At 52.1% G+C, this 17,529-nt stretch carries 14 protein-coding genes and 2 CRISPR repeat arrays; of the genes, 2 read left to right on the top strand and 12 right to left on the bottom strand.

Annotated features, from left to right (window positions below):
- Window positions 1-350 precede the first annotated feature (350 nt).
- Window positions 351-1,793: direct repeats of the CRISPR family, unit length 32 nt; unit sequence ATTTCAATCCACGCTCCCGCATGGGAAGCGAC.
- 187 nt (window positions 1,794-1,980) lie between these two features.
- The 5 genes from cas7c to H7B90_RS21655 form a co-directional block, all read right to left on the bottom strand.
- Window positions 1,981-2,892: a type I-C CRISPR-associated protein Cas7/Csd2 gene (cas7c, locus tag H7B90_RS21635; protein WP_185137982.1), complete on the bottom strand. Its 912-nt coding sequence runs from the start codon at window positions 2,890-2,892 to the stop codon at window positions 1,981-1,983.
- A 36-nt stretch (window positions 2,893-2,928) separates the two neighbouring features.
- On the bottom strand, window positions 2,929-4,665 hold the full coding sequence (cas8c, locus tag H7B90_RS21640; RefSeq protein WP_212962890.1) for a type I-C CRISPR-associated protein Cas8c/Csd1: 1,737 nt from the start codon (window positions 4,663-4,665) through the stop codon (window positions 2,929-2,931).
- 11 nt (window positions 4,666-4,676) lie between these two features.
- Window positions 4,677-5,414: a type I-C CRISPR-associated protein Cas5c gene (cas5c, locus tag H7B90_RS21645; protein ID WP_185137984.1), complete on the bottom strand. Its 738-nt coding sequence runs from the start codon at window positions 5,412-5,414 to the stop codon at window positions 4,677-4,679.
- A gap of 22 nt (window positions 5,415-5,436) precedes the next feature.
- Window positions 5,437-7,659, bottom strand: a complete 2,223-nt coding sequence (locus tag H7B90_RS21650) for a CRISPR-associated endonuclease Cas3'' (RefSeq protein WP_185137985.1) — start codon at window positions 7,657-7,659, stop codon at window positions 5,437-5,439.
- Between the two features lie 417 nt (window positions 7,660-8,076).
- Window positions 8,077-8,776: a CRISPR direct-repeat array (repeat unit 32 nt; unit sequence GTCGCTCCTCACGCGGGAGCGTGGATTGAAAT).
- A gap of 952 nt (window positions 8,777-9,728) precedes the next feature.
- Entirely contained in the window at window positions 9,729-10,562 is an 834-nt protein-coding gene (locus H7B90_RS21655; protein ID WP_185137986.1) for an RMD1 family protein, read from the bottom strand.
- 523 nt (window positions 10,563-11,085) lie between these two features.
- Between H7B90_RS21655 and H7B90_RS21660 the strand changes: the two genes are divergently transcribed.
- On the top strand, window positions 11,086-11,295 hold the full coding sequence (locus H7B90_RS21660; RefSeq protein WP_185137987.1) for a hypothetical protein: 210 nt from the start codon (window positions 11,086-11,088) through the stop codon (window positions 11,293-11,295).
- A gap of 64 nt (window positions 11,296-11,359) precedes the next feature.
- Here H7B90_RS21660 and H7B90_RS21665 read toward each other — a convergent pair whose 3' ends face one another.
- From H7B90_RS21665 to H7B90_RS21680, 4 genes are all read right to left on the bottom strand, one after another.
- Complete coding sequence (locus tag H7B90_RS21665) at window positions 11,360-11,983, bottom strand: class I SAM-dependent methyltransferase (RefSeq protein ID WP_185137988.1); 624 nt, start codon at window positions 11,981-11,983, stop codon at window positions 11,360-11,362.
- Window positions 11,984-12,126: 143 nt separating this feature from the next.
- Window positions 12,127-12,987, bottom strand: a complete 861-nt coding sequence (locus tag H7B90_RS21670; protein ID WP_185137989.1) for a formylglycine-generating enzyme family protein — start codon at window positions 12,985-12,987, stop codon at window positions 12,127-12,129.
- 75 nt (window positions 12,988-13,062) lie between these two features.
- The gene (gene xynA / locus H7B90_RS21675; RefSeq protein ID WP_185137990.1) at window positions 13,063-13,698 is read right to left on the bottom strand and encodes an endo-1,4-beta-xylanase XynA; all 636 of its coding nucleotides are present in this window, start codon (window positions 13,696-13,698) and stop codon (window positions 13,063-13,065) included.
- A gap of 286 nt (window positions 13,699-13,984) precedes the next feature.
- Window positions 13,985-15,013, bottom strand: coding sequence for a DUF3231 family protein (locus H7B90_RS21680; protein ID WP_311772787.1), 1,029 nt, complete (start codon window positions 15,011-15,013; stop codon window positions 13,985-13,987).
- A 225-nt stretch (window positions 15,014-15,238) separates the two neighbouring features.
- Between H7B90_RS21680 and H7B90_RS21685 the strand changes: the two genes are divergently transcribed.
- A complete protein-coding gene (locus H7B90_RS21685; RefSeq protein ID WP_185137992.1) occupies window positions 15,239-15,970 on the top strand; it encodes a C40 family peptidase in 732 nt (243 codons plus the stop codon).
- Between the two features lie 49 nt (window positions 15,971-16,019).
- Here the strand turns inward: H7B90_RS21685 and H7B90_RS33735 are convergent, their stop codons facing one another.
- From H7B90_RS33735 to H7B90_RS21700, 3 genes are read right to left on the bottom strand one after another with little or no spacing between them, the layout of a single operon-like run.
- Window positions 16,020-16,247, bottom strand: coding sequence for an aspartyl-phosphate phosphatase Spo0E family protein (locus H7B90_RS33735; RefSeq protein WP_185137993.1), 228 nt, complete (start codon window positions 16,245-16,247; stop codon window positions 16,020-16,022).
- Complete coding sequence (locus H7B90_RS21695) at window positions 16,248-16,904, bottom strand: PspA/IM30 family protein (protein ID WP_185137994.1); 657 nt, start codon at window positions 16,902-16,904, stop codon at window positions 16,248-16,250. It lies immediately after the preceding gene.
- A gap of 2 nt (window positions 16,905-16,906) precedes the next feature.
- On the bottom strand, window positions 16,907-17,413 hold the full coding sequence (locus H7B90_RS21700) for a hypothetical protein (RefSeq protein WP_185137995.1): 507 nt from the start codon (window positions 17,411-17,413) through the stop codon (window positions 16,907-16,909).
- Window positions 17,414-17,529: the final 116 nt, after the last annotated feature.

The raw sequence follows: 17,529 nt of genomic DNA on the forward strand, positions 1-17,529 counted from the left end.
AATTAGGGGGCCGAACCGAGTAGACCTTTCCGTAGGGTTGTCGTTACTTACTACGGTATAGGAGCCCCTTTCTTTTATAAAATTATTCAACCGTGTCATGTTCTTAGCAAAATTTCTGTCACCACGGCCCTTAATGGCTCCACAGACGGTCAATATAGGCGTTATTTGCGAAATAAGCGCAATGTGTCCGTTAACCTAAACGTTCGTAGTGTCCGTTACGTTTTCTCAACCATATGGATGGTTAGAGAATGAGCAGTCGTAGAAAAAATGTTGTGATAAAAATTTTAATTCAATTCACGCTCCCGAGAGAGGCGACTTTGCGGCCTGACCATGTTTGCCTCTTGGCGAAAATTTCAATCCACGCTCCCGCATGGGGAGCGACACTACGTCAGCGCTCTCTCCGCCTTCGAGACGCAGATTTCAATCCACGCTCCCGCGTGGGGAGCGACCACGTCCAGTAGATCCCCTTCAACTCGGGGTGAGATTTCAATCCACGCTCCCGCGTGGGAAGCGACGATCCACCAGATGCTGACGCAGCTCGCCACCCTGAAATTTCAATCCACGCTCCCGCGTGGGGAGCGACAACGGCCTAAAGGGTTCCGACGCCGGCACGTCGCTATTTCAATCCACGCTCCCGCGTGGGGAGCGACCCTTCGGTAAGGCCGGCCGTAATGATTCTTTTCTCCAATTTCAATCCACGCTCCCGCGTGGGGAGCGACTTTGCTGTTCTGCTCAATCCGCTGCCGGGCAATATTTCAATCCACGCTCCTGCGTGGGGAGCGACTATCTTCGTGCGGCGCGTTTTCGGCCTGATCGGAGGCATTTCAATCCACACTCCCGCATGGGGAGCGACGCCGTACGCATTTACGGCATGGACATGTGGGGTTATTGATTTCAATCCACACTCCCGCATGGGGAGCGACCGCCTGGTATTGCGAATCGCTGTTCGGGTCATAGCTATTTCAATCCACGCTCCCGCATGGGGAGCGACGAGCGTCGGGCTTCGGCAGATCGTGGAGCCACTCGAATTTCAATCCACGCTCCCGCATGGGAAGCGACATTCCGGCGCACTCGTTCAAAACGTGATGCGCCAATTTCAATCCACGCTCCCGCATGGGAAGCGACCCGTTGCCATAGTTCGGTGTCCGGCTGGATCGGCGAATTTCAATCCACGCTCCCGCATGGGAAGCGACGCTCAGAGCGAGCTTACAGAGTGGCAGGAACGAGTACGATTTCAATCCACGCTCCCGCATGGGAAGCGACTCTCTACGAGGCGTATAGGAGGCGACAGAGGCATGAAATTTCAATCCACGCTCCCGCATGGGAAGCGACTATAAGGATTGGTACAAGATCGCGGACGCCCACGATTTCAATCCACGCTCCCGCATGGGAAGCGACCAGGAAGCTCGGGATTGCATTGCAGCCGCTAGAATTTCAATCCACGCTCCCGCATGGGAAGCGACTTGCCGATATTTGGGATCAACTAACGGACTTAGAATTTCAATCCACGCTCCCGCATGGGAAGCGACCCGAATTCGACATGTTATTAATGGCATTAGGCAATTTCAATCCACGCTCCCGCATGGGAAGCGACGATGTTATCGAATCAGACAATATCCAACCAGTAATTTCAATCCACGCTCCCGCATGGGAAGCGACCTTGGGATCAGGCTATATGATGTTGGTGCGACCGCATTTCAATCCACGCTCCCGCATGGGAAGCGACCTCTTTAGTCCAGATCGGGCCGCTTGCAAGCTGTTATTTCAATCCACGCTCCCGCATGGGAAGCGACAGCGGGCACCGCAAGCCCTAGTGCCACAAGGGCTCGCGGGCCCGATTTCGCGAATCGCTGTTACATAGTCCTCAAAAACGTCTCATTTTTTCGTTAAAATCCCTCAAACCCAGTAAAATCAAGTGGTGCGAATCCCCCGGGAAATTCATGTGCGCTTGGGATTCGCACCACGGATGAACGATACAATTTACCTTTCAATCAGTTTGACACTTGGAGGAATCATTTCTTGATCTACTGCAATAATGTAATCGCTGAATTCTCTAGCTGGCTTATTCTCATCAATCCGTTTCACAGTAACCGCGTCAAAAAGCTTCTGTACCGAGATATTTCCCATCTTGGACGAGTGCTCAAAAATGATGAGTTTTCTTGTTCCCATTAGTCCGCGGGCAGCGGAACGATCATGTTCAAACAAATTTTCGAGCGATTCCCACAGAAGTTCCAGGTCAATTTCTGAGAAACCGGTTTGATTCGCAAGAGGGGCCGAGACAAAGCCATGCGCGCGGTAAAGTCCGTACGGAATCGTAAATTTCCTTCCCATGGTACGATTGCCTCCACCCTGGTTTTCCGCTTCCGCTTCGGTGGCTACAGCCATTCTCGTAATGCCGTGTTCAAGGGAAACGACCGGATCTACCGAACGAGCAAAGGTCAATTGCACCGGACCGCGAACCTGCCCCGCATTCGGCCCGGTGGATAAAACAGCGCCGAATGTTCGAATGTCAAAAAAGTTATGACACATAAATTGCCTTGCCCGATCTACCTCCTTGCCCTGCCCCTGACCTGCCTTATTCCGCTTTTTTCCGTCCTCAGGGTCAACCGGAGGCTCATTCAAATCAATGTTCAAGCTGATATACGCTTGTTCGATAGCTTGATTTAAAATAGATTTCTCCTTAACGAAAATGGAATAAGGGGGCTGATCATCCATTTTCAACCCGACATAGTTTCGCACTTTTCTTTTCAAACTTACATCTGTTACCAGCCCATGCCCGGTCTCAGGGTCAACTCGTGGCAAATTTCCGGCATCGGGATCGCCATTGGGGTTGCCGTCCTTCACGTCGAAGAAAACAACAAAATCATACCGTTTTTGAATCGCTTCACTCATACTCCTACTTCCTTCCCTGATCTATTTTATTGGTTTTCAAGCTAAATCGACGTTCTTCTTTGTAGTAAAAAAGGCTTGTCTCTGATGATAATATCCGATCGCAAAGAGCCCTTGTTCATGCAGATTGAGGTGTGCCGGAAAAACTTTTAAATGCTCCATAATTTCGCCTAGCAGTCTCTCAAAATAAATCACTCTCCCTTTGCTCTCAAGCTTAACCAGATGATGGTTTTTAAGACGAAGCAAATTCGCAAAGACGGTTACCGGCGTAGTGCCTGCCGCTCCGTAAAACCGTTCCCCGATCGTAGCGTTTATTCCCGGGTTTGCCTCTTCCTGGATTTTCTCTAATACAGCAAATAATCTTCCTAACCGGTAACCGACGGACATTTGATTTGTATCCAATTCCCATTCGACCTCCTTGTAACGTTGATCCGGATAAAACCGGTGGTATCGGTTCAGATAAGCTTTTATTAATGCCGCTCGAACAGGTTTCACTCGATATTTAGTGTCGCTGCGAATACGACGGAGAACAGCTTGCAACAAGGTTATCGGATAAGGCGTCCCTTCCAAGATGGAGCGCATGAAATCGCCGGCAAGATTCGACGGGATGTTCTCGCTCTTGTCCTGAACGGCGATATTGACCAAAATACGCCAAACCGAGTAGTATTCAGGTTCCTTCGGCGGTTTCACAATCGTGAAGTCATCAAAATACTCCCTGATCTTGGCGGAGAATTCCGAAACGGTTCCGACTTGCCATAAGCGAATGGATATACGTGCTATATTGGGCGCAAGCCCTAAAATAAAGAAGCGGGTATCTCCGCTATCCTCCGCGTACGCCCCGGTCTTTACCGATTCGAACAACGATTTCACTCTCTCGGTTTCGGCATCCGAATCCTTTTTCTCAGGTTCCTGGAAGAAAAATGAAAAATCCGATTCAAAAGCGGACTGTTTTTCAGCCCAAAACACGACGGAAGCATCCCCTATATTCAAACGCTGCCTTGGCGAATCCAGCAAAGTATTCAGGGCTTTTACATAACGGGAGGCAACAACTTTACTAACAGGCGCATTGAAGCTTTGCGTTTTCGAGTAGGAATTAAAGGCGTCCTTGTTAAAACTAACGATGTTGGCCCCGGAGGGCTGAGCGTTCCTTATCCCTTTAATCACCGGATGAGTTGCTTCCACCGCGGTATTTTGTTCTCCTGTCACCAGGCATGTCCCGATCCATGAATTCGGGTCTTCTGTTCCTTCGGCACGCTCGAGAGCAGAAGCAACTTCGGGAGAAAGAAAAACCGCTCGATAAGAGGTTTGAAGCACCCGGAAACTTATTTTTGCACTCCCTTCTTGCATAATCTTGCCGTATTCGGGATGATTCAGCGCCGGGTCAAAATGACACCGATTTTCCAGTCCTCTTTGGAGAAAACTTCGCACGGCAAGAACCCCGGCATCGCTCGTTTGGCCCATCCATTGATCGATGGCTTCAATCATACTTTTCAAACGTAGATTTCCTTTTTCCCCCAAACCGAAAACAAACGCAGCATTATCCCAAAGCAAGTTCGCATCCTTGCCGCTGTTCGAATGCTTTAAAGCTTGCTTCCCGATATTCGGCAGACTAAATGAATGAGAAAGCTTCTTTTTCCCCTCTCCTTCCCTTAAATCGGCAATATTCTGTAAAAACCCGTCAAGATCAATCTCTAATAGAAAATCGATGCCTCCCTTGATCCAACCATCCTGTGCGATCGTACCCTCGGCAGCCTTCCGGTCGTAGTACTCCTTCAAGGCGAGTAATATCATCCCCTCACCTCAATTTCCTTGCGGTTCGTATTTATCGTTCCGCTATTCATTTGTGCACGGAAAAAAAGCGGAAACGGATTGTTCACGTTCTTATCAAAATCCATGTCATACAGCATGAAGCCTAGATCCCGCGTGTCGCTAATCGGACTTAAAGGCTCTTCATTCGGGTGCTTAACGAGTCGAAAATCGCAGGCGAACTCCCGGCAACCCAAGTAAGGTCTATGAAAACATTGACCTTTCTTGGCCCTTCGCTCGAACATCGCAGCATATTTTGCCTCACTTTCATCGGACCTGGCCGCTGCATAGCGCTCTTGCTCATCCGCCCAAACTTCCTCCCGAGTTGGACGGTTGACCTCTCGTTTCTCGGGAGGGATAAATTCAAAATATCCATAGATGCGATAACGCACATCTCTTAAAAAAAGCCCCGCACGCTGCAGTCTTTCATCTTCGGTCATAATCCCCATTGGAGCCCCCGGTATACCGGCCATCTGCTTGGAAGTAGGAGCGGATGCTACCTTGCCCACCTCGTTCCTACGAACACTTATCCATTTTACCGGGTTTAACACCTCAATCTTTGTAATGTGCCAACGAATTGCCGGCTTCCACAGAATCGATTCAAAAATCGCCCTGGCTGCCGACGGGGTGATCACGTCATAACTGACCCGCTCCACTTTCATCTCCGGTCGGGTAAAGCAAGCATAATCGCCCCATATCTCCAAGCACCAATTGCGCAAGGCAATCGCCCCTCTCGAGAAATCAATTCTCCGCTTCTTCAACCAGCAGACCAATGTCTTCCGAATAATTCAGCCGGGAAGATAGTGCATAAATTTGGGGACAGATCTCTTCAATGACTCCTCTTCTCCCCAACTCATTGAAATTGTTGTTGTATACGGATACTGTGTATCGTTGAAGCTTCCTCATGAGCCAACGATCGGGTCCCTTCGATTTAAATAAATTAATGAGTCGATCCCCTTCGCCGTATCGAACCAGAATTGTTTTTTGGCTCGAATCATCCATTATCTTGAATTTCTTTGCGGCTGTCCGGAAGAAAATACTGCATTCCCCTGGATCATTACGATTGGGATCAAGTAATGCAACGATGCCCTCCTTATCTAACGAATTTGCCTTCCAATAGAGCTCCTCAAAAAACTTTTCAAAAACAACATAGTTTGAGACGGCGTCATGATTGGCCATAACGAGGCTTCTCGTTGTCTCCGCGGCTTTGCGAAGTATTCCTTCGGGAGAATTCCTGGGCGGGGTAAAAACGACAACCTTCCCCATATCGGGCAGTTCCCCCTCCCTGTTGCATCGTCCTGCGGCTTGTACGATAGAATCCAACCCTGCAAGAGCTCTGTACACAACCGGAAAGTCCAAATCCACCCCGGCTTCAACCAATTGAGTGCTTATTACGCGAACAGGTATACGATCCTTCAACTTTCGTTTAATTTCACGAATGATATCGCTGCGATGCTGTCCGCACATTAGCGCAGACAGATGATAGGTTCCTCTCGGCATCAACTTATGCAATTCACGGCAGCTCTGCCGGTCTGAAACAATACACAAAACCTGCTCGTACTGCTTCAATTCCTCGGCAATCTCTTCCCAGCGTGAAACAACATTAAGGTCATTTGGAAATTGAACGCGATTACGAGCCAGCGATTGATAGAGTGAGTTGATGTCTTCCTCATTCCCCATGATTTCTGTTACTGCTTTAAGCCCTTTAAATAGCTTTCCATCGACCACACGTTCTTTAAAAGCCGGCTGAGTCGCAGTGGAAATGACAAAACTGACATGATATCGGTCGACGAGCAACCGCATCGATTCAAGAATGGGAGCCAAAAATTCAACCGGAACCAATTGCGCCTCATCAAGCACAACGACGGACCTTGCAATATTGTGAAGCTTTCGGCATCGGCTGGGCTTTGACGCAAATAGCGATTCGAAAAATTGTACAGAGGTCGTCACAATCAACGGAGCGTCCCAATTTTCTGATGCCAACCGAGATTGGATCGTCGTATCATCCTCATCTAGATTGGAATGATGTTCAATCACCTGATCTTCTCCGACGGCCGCGCGAAATACTTCTGCATTTTGTTCAACGATGCTGGTATAGGGAATGACATAGATAATTCGACTAAGCTGGTGGATCCTTGCATGTTCGAGAGCAAACGCCAAACTGGATAATGTTTTTCCTCCCCCGGTCGGAACGGTGAGAGAGAAAACTCCTTGTTTTTTGCTCGCTATTTGGATGCATCGGGCCCTGATATTTTTTCTAATCTCATTTACTTTTGTGTTTGCAGATTGCTGGTCCAACTCTTCACAAAATCGGTTAAATCGTTCAAGAAGTTCGGATATCGAACGATAACCCCCTCTATGAAGCGCTTTCACATGATCCATGTAGCCTTCAGTATCCAGAAAGTCCGCATCAACAAGACTTGAAAACAACATCCTTATCCATAAGGACAAATCCAAGCCACTGGTGAATTTCCACGGCGGATGCGAAGGCTTGGCAGGGAGCAGTTTTTCAATTACACTGTCAACGATCTGATCCAAATCTTTGACTTGAGTTTTCTGATATTGAAGAGAAGCTCGCCCAGTGCCTTCGGAAGCGGACCAGTCGGGGAGACCCGTATGATGACCGGCAATGCAGTAGGCCAAAATTCGTCCGATTCCCTTGCCATACAAATGTTCAACCAATTCGGCTCCGTGTATGGCATGCGGGATTTTTCCGCTTTTTCCCTCCAAATGAGCCTCTTCATCGTATCCGCTTTTCAATCTCAAATATTTTTGCCACTGCAATCTGCCCTTGCCCGCGTCATGAGCTAACCCTGCCGCTCTCCCCCATTCCCCAGAATGAAATTTGGAAGAAAATAATTCTGCCAATCTGGCCGTTCCTTGCGAATGGTCCGATAAAGTATGAGGAGCCGCCCAACTGCCGTCATCGTTTTTACGTACATGCGCGATAAGTTCCGTAATCATGCCAACATGCTCTCCTTTTAGGAGCGTTCCTTGTAAAGTTCGACATAATTTTGGAAAAACCTTCATGATTCAATTAGATAATCGTTATTTTGGGCTCAAAAATGAAAAACAATCGTAAGCAACCAGGTAAATGTGACTAAAACTTAAGTCTTGTTGCCTGAGTATATAGTCGTAGACAAGGCTCGTTATATAGAGGTGAGAGACTTCAGATTTTCGACAAATTGCAAGCCTGGGTATGCTATGATAGTGGTGCGAACCCCAAGCGCACATGATTTTCCTGGGAGATTCGCACCTCTTGATTTTACTGGGTTGTCGGGAATTTTATAGAAATATGAATACTTTAACATGGTTACATCTTGGCGATTCGCGAAATTGGGCTCGCCAGCCCTTGTGGCACAAGGGCCCGTGCTACCCGCTGTCGCTCCTCACGCGGGAGCGTGGATTGAAATAAGCAACGATACGTACTCCAGCTCATCATTCAACATGTCGCTCCTCACGCGGGAGCGTGGATTGAAATTAAGGCTCAGGATCACCAAAATAGGTTACAAGGTCGCTCCTCACGCGGGAGCGTGGATTGAAATCGTTCGAAGAAAGCGGCCCGGACGGCCGTCGACCGTGTCGCTCCTCACGCGGGAGCGTGGATTGAAATCAGGAGCAGGCTTCGGCCGGCGTCCACGGACTTCTCGTCGCTCCTCACGCGGGAGCGTGGATTGAAATAGAATGCACCAAGCATAACTAAGAGGTTGACTGGCGTCGCTCCTCACACGGGAGCGTGGATTGAAATCGAGTCATCTCTCGCCTCGGCCAACTCCTTTTTAAGTCGCTCCTCACGCGGGAGCGTGGATTGAAATGACCGAAAGGCGCAAATCATGTACGACCTGCTACGCAAGTCGCTCCTCACGCGGGAGCGTGGATTGAAATATCGCGGGGTTCGCTAGCAGCGAAGCCGCCAGCGTCGCTCCCCACGCGGGAGCGTGGATTGAAATCATCAGTCATCCGCCCAATCTTCGCCGGCCGAAGTCGCTCCCCATGTGGGAGCGTGGATTGAAATGCTAACGGCTTCCTAGCGGCGGCGGCCGCGGGCAGTCGCTCCCCACGCGGGAGCATGGATTGAAACACCTTCGACGGCTTTACGAGGAATATTTCGTCCGTCGCTCTCCTAGTGGGAGCGTAGTTTGAAATCGCTATTGCCCATTTCGGGTCCCCTTCTACTTTTTCTGTGGTTGCTGCTCTCAGGAGTTCAAATAGAAATCTCCAAAACAACATATCATTCGGGAAAGTGATTTCAAACAATTTCCTATTTGAGAATGAAAGGGACGGCTTTCATACAACCATTCCATTGACTGTATCATCTCAAATTCTATCTTCATCTGGCTTTCCTGCTCTAAACAATCGTACAACAACTAGCGTTCCGGCTCGATCAGCCCCTTGTCTTCATTCATCACCGCCAGTTTCTCGGCGCCCTCCCTCACATCATGGCCTCGTCGATCACGGCTATTTTCCGCTCCACAGCGACAATGTCGGCCTCCAGCTTCCATATACTCCGTCCACCTTTCCAACCCTATACCGCCACTCAAGTCGCCCGTCTTGCGAATACTGACGTGCCGTGAAATAGGATGTCGTATTAGGACCGTTACTGTTGTTCCGCACGATAATGAAGATGCGCAAGCCTTGTTCAGATCCTTCACCTGATTGACGTTGTGCACCGCTACGAACGGCTCAGGAAGACGCACGGTACACCGGAGACGGCACCGTTGCAGTCATCGCCAGAGCGGGAAGCAGCAGACGGTTAGCCCCCTGCATGACGGGGAAATTACAGCCGTTAAGGGCCGGATACTCATTCGTGCGCAGCATGTCCGGGTAGCTGTACTTCACGCCGACTACGTTCTTGCAACAATCACTCCCCCTCTAGGCGACCTTCGTATTCTGATCGTTCGACGCACATTGTGGAAGTTGTTCAGGTATGTACAACAATGATGCAGCGATTAAAACAAAAACCCGGCGTCCCTATCAAGGAGAGCCGGGCAATTCGTATTTGGTATTAAGAGGGAGGCAGCCTCTCTGACGCCTTAAATCCAACCCGCGATCTGCAGAACGGAGAGGACGACTTCGATGACGATCAGGGTGACGATGATCCATTCGACGAAGAGTCCCCGCATCGAATGGCTGATCGTGGAGAAGCCCTCCATGATGTGATACAGAACCTCCGTCTTGCTTTTCATAATATTATACCGGTCGTTCAGCTCGAAGAACTCCAGCATTCTGTCGTAGAATTGGCCGGCGCTGCTGTTGGTCCACGTGATGTCGGGCTTGTCCAGAATCATGATATAGGCCAGGGTATTGTACTCGTGCCGCACGATGGAAGCGGTCGTCTTGGCCAGCTGCTTGTTGCCGATTCGCAATCGGCCCTTCTCCAGCCGGTCGATCATATATTCGAGCTTGTCGTTGATCTTGCCGAGCTGCTCCTCGATCTTCTCCAGGGCGACCGACTTGGCCAGAACGGTGGCGATCAGCTCCGGGTAGAATTCTTCGTATTCGGGAACGACGACGTATTCGTCGGTCAGTTCGATCTCTTCGGTCTCTTCGCGGTGCAGGCTGTAATCGTCCGTATAGGCTTCCGCATTCTGCACGTCGATGTCCGGCTCGAACGAACGGAGGAAGTGCAGGAATTTCGTCATCTCGCCTTGACCGCCGTGATTGACGAAGACGACGCTGCCGAAGGAGAAGATAAGGACCTGCGCGGATTTGTCGCCTTTGGTATGCAGAATGGAGGCCAGGGTGTCTCCCTTCAGAATCAACGGCTCTTCCCAGGTGAACTTCTTCGGAATTCCGCAATAGATCGCGATCTTGTTCAAGTCGATCTCGTTGGCGACCGCAAAGGCTTTGAACGATATGGCTTCCATAATTAGCGCACTTCCTCGCGAAGATCTTAGTGAAGGTTATGTAGCATAGAGCTTCTATTTTTTGGGTACCAGGTCCCCGTATTCAGGGGGAGAGGCGGCAAGACCGCCGGAGTTCGTCTTGTCCGGAGCGCCTCCTCCCAGCATACCTTGGAATTGTTCGACAGAGATTAATTCCGTCCCTCTATCTTCATGGATTCTCTCGGAAGTCGGAGGCGGGTATGCTCGGGTCCCCTGCTTCGCCCGGAGCAGGGGCATCGTTGCTGCTATTATATTCGTTAAGCCGGCTGCGCTCAAGAGGCGGCCGCTTTCGCGGAAGGGGCATGCGCATGGTCTCCTCCGGAGTCGGCCGTCTCGGTTCTCGCATGTCGGGTAGTATGTGCTCGGCATTGTTAACTATGCGTAAATTTGCGTAAAATCGCCAGGGCCAATCCGCATCCGTTCCGCATAACGAGGGGGTTCGGAGGTAAGATTAGGGTTCAAGAAGCGACTACGATCATGGATCGAGACAAAGGAGGAACGCCGCATGTGGAAATCGCCGATCGGCGTGGCGCTGGGCGCCGCGGCCGTATGGCTGGCGCTGTCGCCGGGAGCCAGGAAGACCGCTCGCAAGTGGGCGGTCAAGGCGACGCAATACGTACTGGAGTGGAGCGAACAAGCGAAGGGGGCCGCCGAGGAAGTTCGAGGCCGATTCCAAGCGGCCGCCGAGAATACGGCGGATCGTCTGCGGAATTAATCGCTCATTTCGCGTCATCCGAAGCCGCTTCTTGCCTGCCTGGGACGGGCGGCAAGAGGCGGCTCTACGCGTCGCCGCGCGCCGAGCTCCCCGGCTTCGCCCAGATCAGGTGAACCGTCTTGAACAGGCGGCTCTCCGCTCGCGTAATCGACAGGCCCGATTGGCGCACCAGCTCCGGTATATTCCTCGTATGATGGCACCCGATCGTCCGATACAGCAGCGGATCGAGCAGCCTGAGAGCGGCGGCTACGGCGACATTCGAGCTGATCCCGTGCTCCAGCAACAGAACGGTCCCCTCCGGCTTGCACCAGCGTCTGATCTTGTTCATGACGCGAAGCGGGTCCTCGTAGCTGCAGAAGGATAACGTCGAGACGATCGTATCGAAGGAACCGTTCGGGAACTCCATCTCTTCGATGTCCGCGCCGACGAACTCCGCATCCAGCCGGCATCCGGCCGCCGCCGTCCGCGCCCGCTTCAGCATCTCGGGGCTGAAGTCGGTCGCGGTTACCTTCGCCCCGGCGGGATAATAGGGGAAGTTCGTTCCCGCTCCTACCGCAAGCTCCAATACGTTCCCGTTCGCATGGCGGAGAAGATCCCGGCGCCAGCTTCGGAGCAGCTGGCCTTCCTGTCTTCGGCCATACCGGGCGGCTTGCTTGTCGAACAACCGAATTTGCTTCTTTTTATCCACGACCTGCCTTCTCCCTTCTCGGCCGTCCTCGCTTGAGCCTGTCATGTTAACCATACCACAGGCGCCGATCGGATCGGTATGAATCCTATAAAAATAAGAAAAGTCCAAGCCCCTGCGCTTGAACTTCTCCGCTATGCTCCCTTCTATTCGCCGCGAACCACGCGGAAGCCTTGATCGGGCCCGTAGCCGCTCGCCTCGAACTTGCCCCGGAAGGCGATCTCGCCGTTGCTCACGTCGCCGATCCAGCCGCCGCCCTTCACGACCCGGTAGGAACCGCCGCTTGGGCTCCCCGATTCTCCGTACCAATCCCAGCACCATTCCCTGACGTTGCCCGACATATCGTGAAGTCCCAGCTCGTTGGCCGGTTTGCTGCCGACCGGCTGCGTTCTGTTATGGTTGCTCTCGAGGAGAGGCCAGTTCCAATCTCCGGACAAGCGCTTGTCCCCGGAGTTCCTCCAGTACCAGGCGACCTCGTCGGCGTTGTCGCTTCCGCTGTACGCGTGCCCCTTGCTCATCCGGCCCCCGCTTGCCGCGTATTCCCACTCCGCCTCCGTCGGCAGCCGGTACCCGTTCGCTCCCTCGTTGATCGTTACCGTCCATTTGAGAGGATCGTATTCGCTCTTGTTGTTCGGATCGAGCTTGCTCTTGTCTATGCGGTAATAAGGTTCCAAGCCCTCCTTCAGGCTCCGCTTGTTGCAGTACTCGACGGCGTCGTACCAGCTGACCGTCTCGACAGGCAGATTGCCGCCCTTGAAGCCGGAAGGATTCTTCCCCATGACCTCCAGCCACTCTTGTTGAGTGACCTCGTATTTGCCGATATAGAAGCTCGAGACGGTTATGTTTTTCCCGCTGTAGTTGGACTTTGAGCTCTTAAACGTCCCTCCTTCGACCCATACCAAGTTATCCGTCTTACGGGGTTCTTCCTTGTTCGCAGCGTTCCCGTGAGAGCAAGCGCCGGCCACAACCATCAGGGCGATAAGGGGGAAAAGGAATCGTTTGTTCATGGTCGTTCTCCTTTAAACGATAGGGCCGCCGATGGGAGACCGGCAGCCCTATGTCCTGTCAAGGATGAGTTAGCGTTACCACACCGTTACGTTCGAGCTTCCGCTGCTCTGATACCCTTCGGTCGCCAGCACCTGGTAAGCCCAGCTGCTGCCCAGGTTCATGCCCTTGCTCTTCCACGCGTTCACGTGGTTGCTGAACGTGATCGAGACGTTGCTTCCCGTCGGTCTCTTCGACTGCCGGACGCTCCAGAACTGCTGGAACGTCTGCGTGCCGTCGATGGACGGCGCGTTGTAGCGCATCGTCGTGTAGATGTCGTAGGTGCCGCCGTCGCTCGTCACGGTGCCTTTATACGTTCCGGTCGGCCGGTACGTGCCCCAGCTGTCGACGACGTAATATTCGATGAGCGAGTTCCTCGTCCAGCCGTACAGAGTCAGATAGCCGTTGCCGCTCGGGGCCCAGACGCCGGCATTGTAGTTGATGACCCGGTTCGGCGACCCGGTGGTCCAGCCTTTGCCGACGACGAAGTTCCCGGTGTTGTACCAGTTCACGCTGTAATTGCCGCCGGATCCGTTGACCGCGTTCACCGTTCCGCCGCCGTCGGTCCAATTCTGCCAATAGTCCGTGGCCGCGCTCGACGTCGCCGCGAACAAGCTTAACCCCATTGCGGTTGCAAGAATGGCTGGCAGGGCCTTCTTCTTAAACTTCAACATCATCTTACCTCCTCAGAATGGATAGATTGGGAGTGCTTGAATGCTTGCTGCGGCCGGTTGATTCTCGTTGCGGAACAAAACAAAACATCGCGTCCTTTTCCGAGAAAACCCCTTCCACCTCCTTCCAGCTAGATTATAGATTATAAGCGCATACACAAATACCTAACAAATTATAGGACTAACTCCATATATTCAACATCTAACATCCAATTCGAACATTGGCCCCTCTTAGCAACCATAAAAAGAATCCGGCAAGCGCGTCGTCACGCGGCCTGCGGATTCCTCATTAGGTCTGAAGCAGCTGTTTGCGATCGATCGTAAGCGGCGGTTGTTCAAGCCAGCTGCGTTCCACCATAATATCGAACGTATCTTTGGAATACGCCATCACCTTAGCGATAATTTTGGCGTATTGAACCGTGAGATCGATCCGCATCGATAAGGACATGGCATGCGAGATCAGAAAGATGTCCACCGAGTTCAGGATATTGATCATCGACAGGATAAATTTATCCGAGAACGGCGCCACCGTCGAGCCCGTCACTTCCATGCTTATAGGCACCGTTCCGAGCAGATCCTCCTGCATCAGCAGATTGTTGAAGAGATCGATCTGGCTCTCGCTGATTTTTTTCCCTCTGATGATATGTTCCTTCAATTTCTTGTCTTCCATGACTTGCGCGAATCCCAGCATAACGATCACGGAGAAGTAGTTCCGCTCGATATTGAAGAAGATCTCGGATAGCTCGATGGCATTGAGAGGCCGCTTCGCGCCGAGTATTCCGTCCAGGAAGGACTTTTTCTCCACGAACTCCACCTTTTGCGGGTAGTTCATCTTCGGCGGGCGGTCGTAAACGCCCTTCTCCAGCATCATTCGCACCGCTTTGCCGAACATCTCGGTGGTCGTATGGATGCATTCGTTGAAAAAATCCAGCACGTCGAGCCGAACGTTATTGGACGCGGTAAACGCGTAGTTGATCATCCCCAGCCTGTTCATCATGTAGAGGAAGCTGAGGGTGAACGTATCGTGGAACAGCGGAGGGGCCGTCAAGTTCACGTCCCCTTCCGAGAATCCCGCGGGGATCGGGAAATTCTCCGCCTCGAAAAACTTTTTGATTTTCTCTAACCGGCTCTTCGATATTTGCAAAGCCTCGTCCGCCAGCGGAACGATCTGCCCGTCCTGAAGATGCTGTCGCAAGTAGGTTAAGAAACAGAGCGTCATGCTCTCTTGGAGATAAATGCCCCACAGTCCCCCGATTTCCGTACAGCTTAACTCGATATTCGTTGGTTTGACTTTGGGTTTCCGGGACATCGGGCTCATCCTCCGCTAACTCGTGTTTATGACGTAGTATCTTATCTCGGATCACAATTTATTCCATTCGTGGAGTCTCCTTCTTAAGATTAAAAAATTTTTATCCTTTTCTAATAATGTGAATTTGAGCTTGTCCCGGCGGCGATTTTTTTCTTGGTGGAAAAGTTTAGGCCTCTCCAGGTATGCTAACGTGAATTCCGGTACCGAATTATTTCATTTACCGGAGGGATTCACATGTCTGCAACCAAATCCATCTTCCGTCAGATTATGGCCGTCGGCTTATGCTCCGCTATCGGATTGGGAGCCTTGAATTTAGGACAAGCCTCGACGATCTCGAAGGCGTCCGCCGCGACCGCCTATGAAACTAAAGTCACATACGGCGTGAACCTGCGCGCCAGCGCGAGCACCAGCGGGAAAATGATTCGGCTGATTCCGACCGGAGAGTCGATCCATGTCATCAGCAAGGTGAACAGCTATTGGCTGAAGGTTAAGGATAAGAAGGGCAATACCGGCTATGTATCCGCGGGCGATAAATATACGACCTACGGCGATTCTTCTTCCTCTTCGGGAAGCTCGAGCTCGAAGGCCGACCGCGTCATTCAAATCGCCAAAAGCTACATGGGCCGCGTCAGCTACGACTTTAACACGCGCAACCCGTCCAAGCTGATCTTCGACTGCTCTTCGTTCACCGAGTTCGTCTTCGCCAAGGTCGGCGTCGATCTGAAATGGGGCACGAAGTACCAGAAGAGCGCGGGCTCCTATGTCAGCAAGAGCAATCTCAAAAAGGGAGACCTCGTCTTCTTCGATACGATCGGCAGCAACAACAAAGTCATCAACCATGTCGGGATCTACATGGGCGGCGGCCAGTTCATCCACGATACGCCTTCGGTGGACGGGCTCGCGATCAGCTCGCTTACTTCCGGCTACTGGTCCAATCATTACGTAACGGCTCGTCGGGTGCTTTAATAGAAACGAGACGCAAAGAAACCTCCCCGGAAGGAGAGGTTTCTTTGCGTTATTGAGATAAGACCGTAACGTTCTCCGAAGAAGGCGCCGCTGAGCGTCTCATGGTCATATACTGCAGGACAAGCTTGTCCAGCCTTTGCGAGATGGCGATAAGCTCCTCGCTCGGTTTGCCTCCGGGCGCGAGAAACGCAGCCGCATGCTTCATCATTTCCGCCCGGGCGGCTTCCACCTCGGCGGCTATCTCCGAAAGGGAGCAATTCGCGATAATAGATTCCATTCAGGAGCTTCGGCGGGTGGCCTTGAGCTTCTCCAGCTCCGACTGCACCTCGTGCTGATCCGACCAGTTGCTCAGGCGCGAGGCTTCGGAGCCGATTGCCCCGTATGCCTTCGTCCCCGCTTCGAACCGCAAGATCTTCTGCTCCATCCGCTCGAACCCTCGCGAAATCCTGCCGGCATCGCCCGGGGACGAGACGGCTGCCGTCGCCTTCAACGCGGCCGCAGCGTTCGTACGTGCCAAGAGGAAGGTCAGCTTGTCGTTCAGGTCCTTGTGAAGCTCCTGCAACCGGCCGATCTCGTCGCGAAGCGCTTGCGTCTGCCGCCGAATCACTTCTCGCTGTTCCAGATAAGTCTCCTGAAGCTTCGAATGATGCAGCTTCTCCTGCAATGCCATGGCGGCGATCTCGTCTTGATTGCGGTCCACGGCCAGCTCGGCTTGGCGGACTCGCTTGTCGATGAACTGCCCATTCCTCGCGATAAGTATGTCATAGTGCTGTTCCGCGGCGATCTGAATCTCCAGCGCCGAGCGGGCGTTGTCCATCTGGTCCTCTAACTGCCTGATGTAATGCTGGGCCATGCCGACCGGATCCTCCACCCGATCCAGAAGACGGTGTACGTCGGCGGCCGCAATATCCTTGATTCTCGTGAAGATTCCCATGGTTATTCCTCCTTGTGTTGTCTGCGTTCCCATTCATCTAAAAATTGACCTCGGCTGACATGGACGTCCGTCTGCGAAGAGTAGACGCCGGCTGCCTGAGGGGCTGTATACGGTGAGTTGGTATTCATTCGCTTGTAGAGCAAGAAAACGGCGATCAGGACGAGCGAGCCCCAGACAGGACCGAGCAAGCTCCAGGTTCCCAGGGCGGCGAATACGGCGCCGATCCATCGGAGCAAGCCGCCGGCTTTCCAGAAGAGAAGCGCGCCTCCTGCTAGAACGGCCAGTCGAAGCAGGATTAGCCAAGTGGAGCTTGCTCCGGTCGCCTCGCTGTTGCTCGATTCCATGAATTGCGGATACCTTTGTTGGGCTTGTCTTGCGAAATCATGCCAAGACTGGCGATGGCCTGCGGCTTCGTGGACCGAATGTCCCCAAGTATGGGCCAGTACAATTAAAGCGAAGATAGAGACCGAAACGATCGCTATGCCGATTAGAAGAGTAGATCGTTTCACTGCAATCACCTCCTTTCTCGTAGGGGGTTTCTAGCTTTACGTGACTCGAGTTGATTTTCATCGCCTCCCATGTGCTTATCTTAAGGGGGAAACCTTTAACCTGAATTACGAAAGCC

The sequence above is a fragment of the Cohnella xylanilytica genome (assembly GCF_014212175.1).
Lineage (GTDB): Bacteria > Bacillota > Bacilli > Paenibacillales > Paenibacillaceae > Cohnella > Cohnella xylanilytica.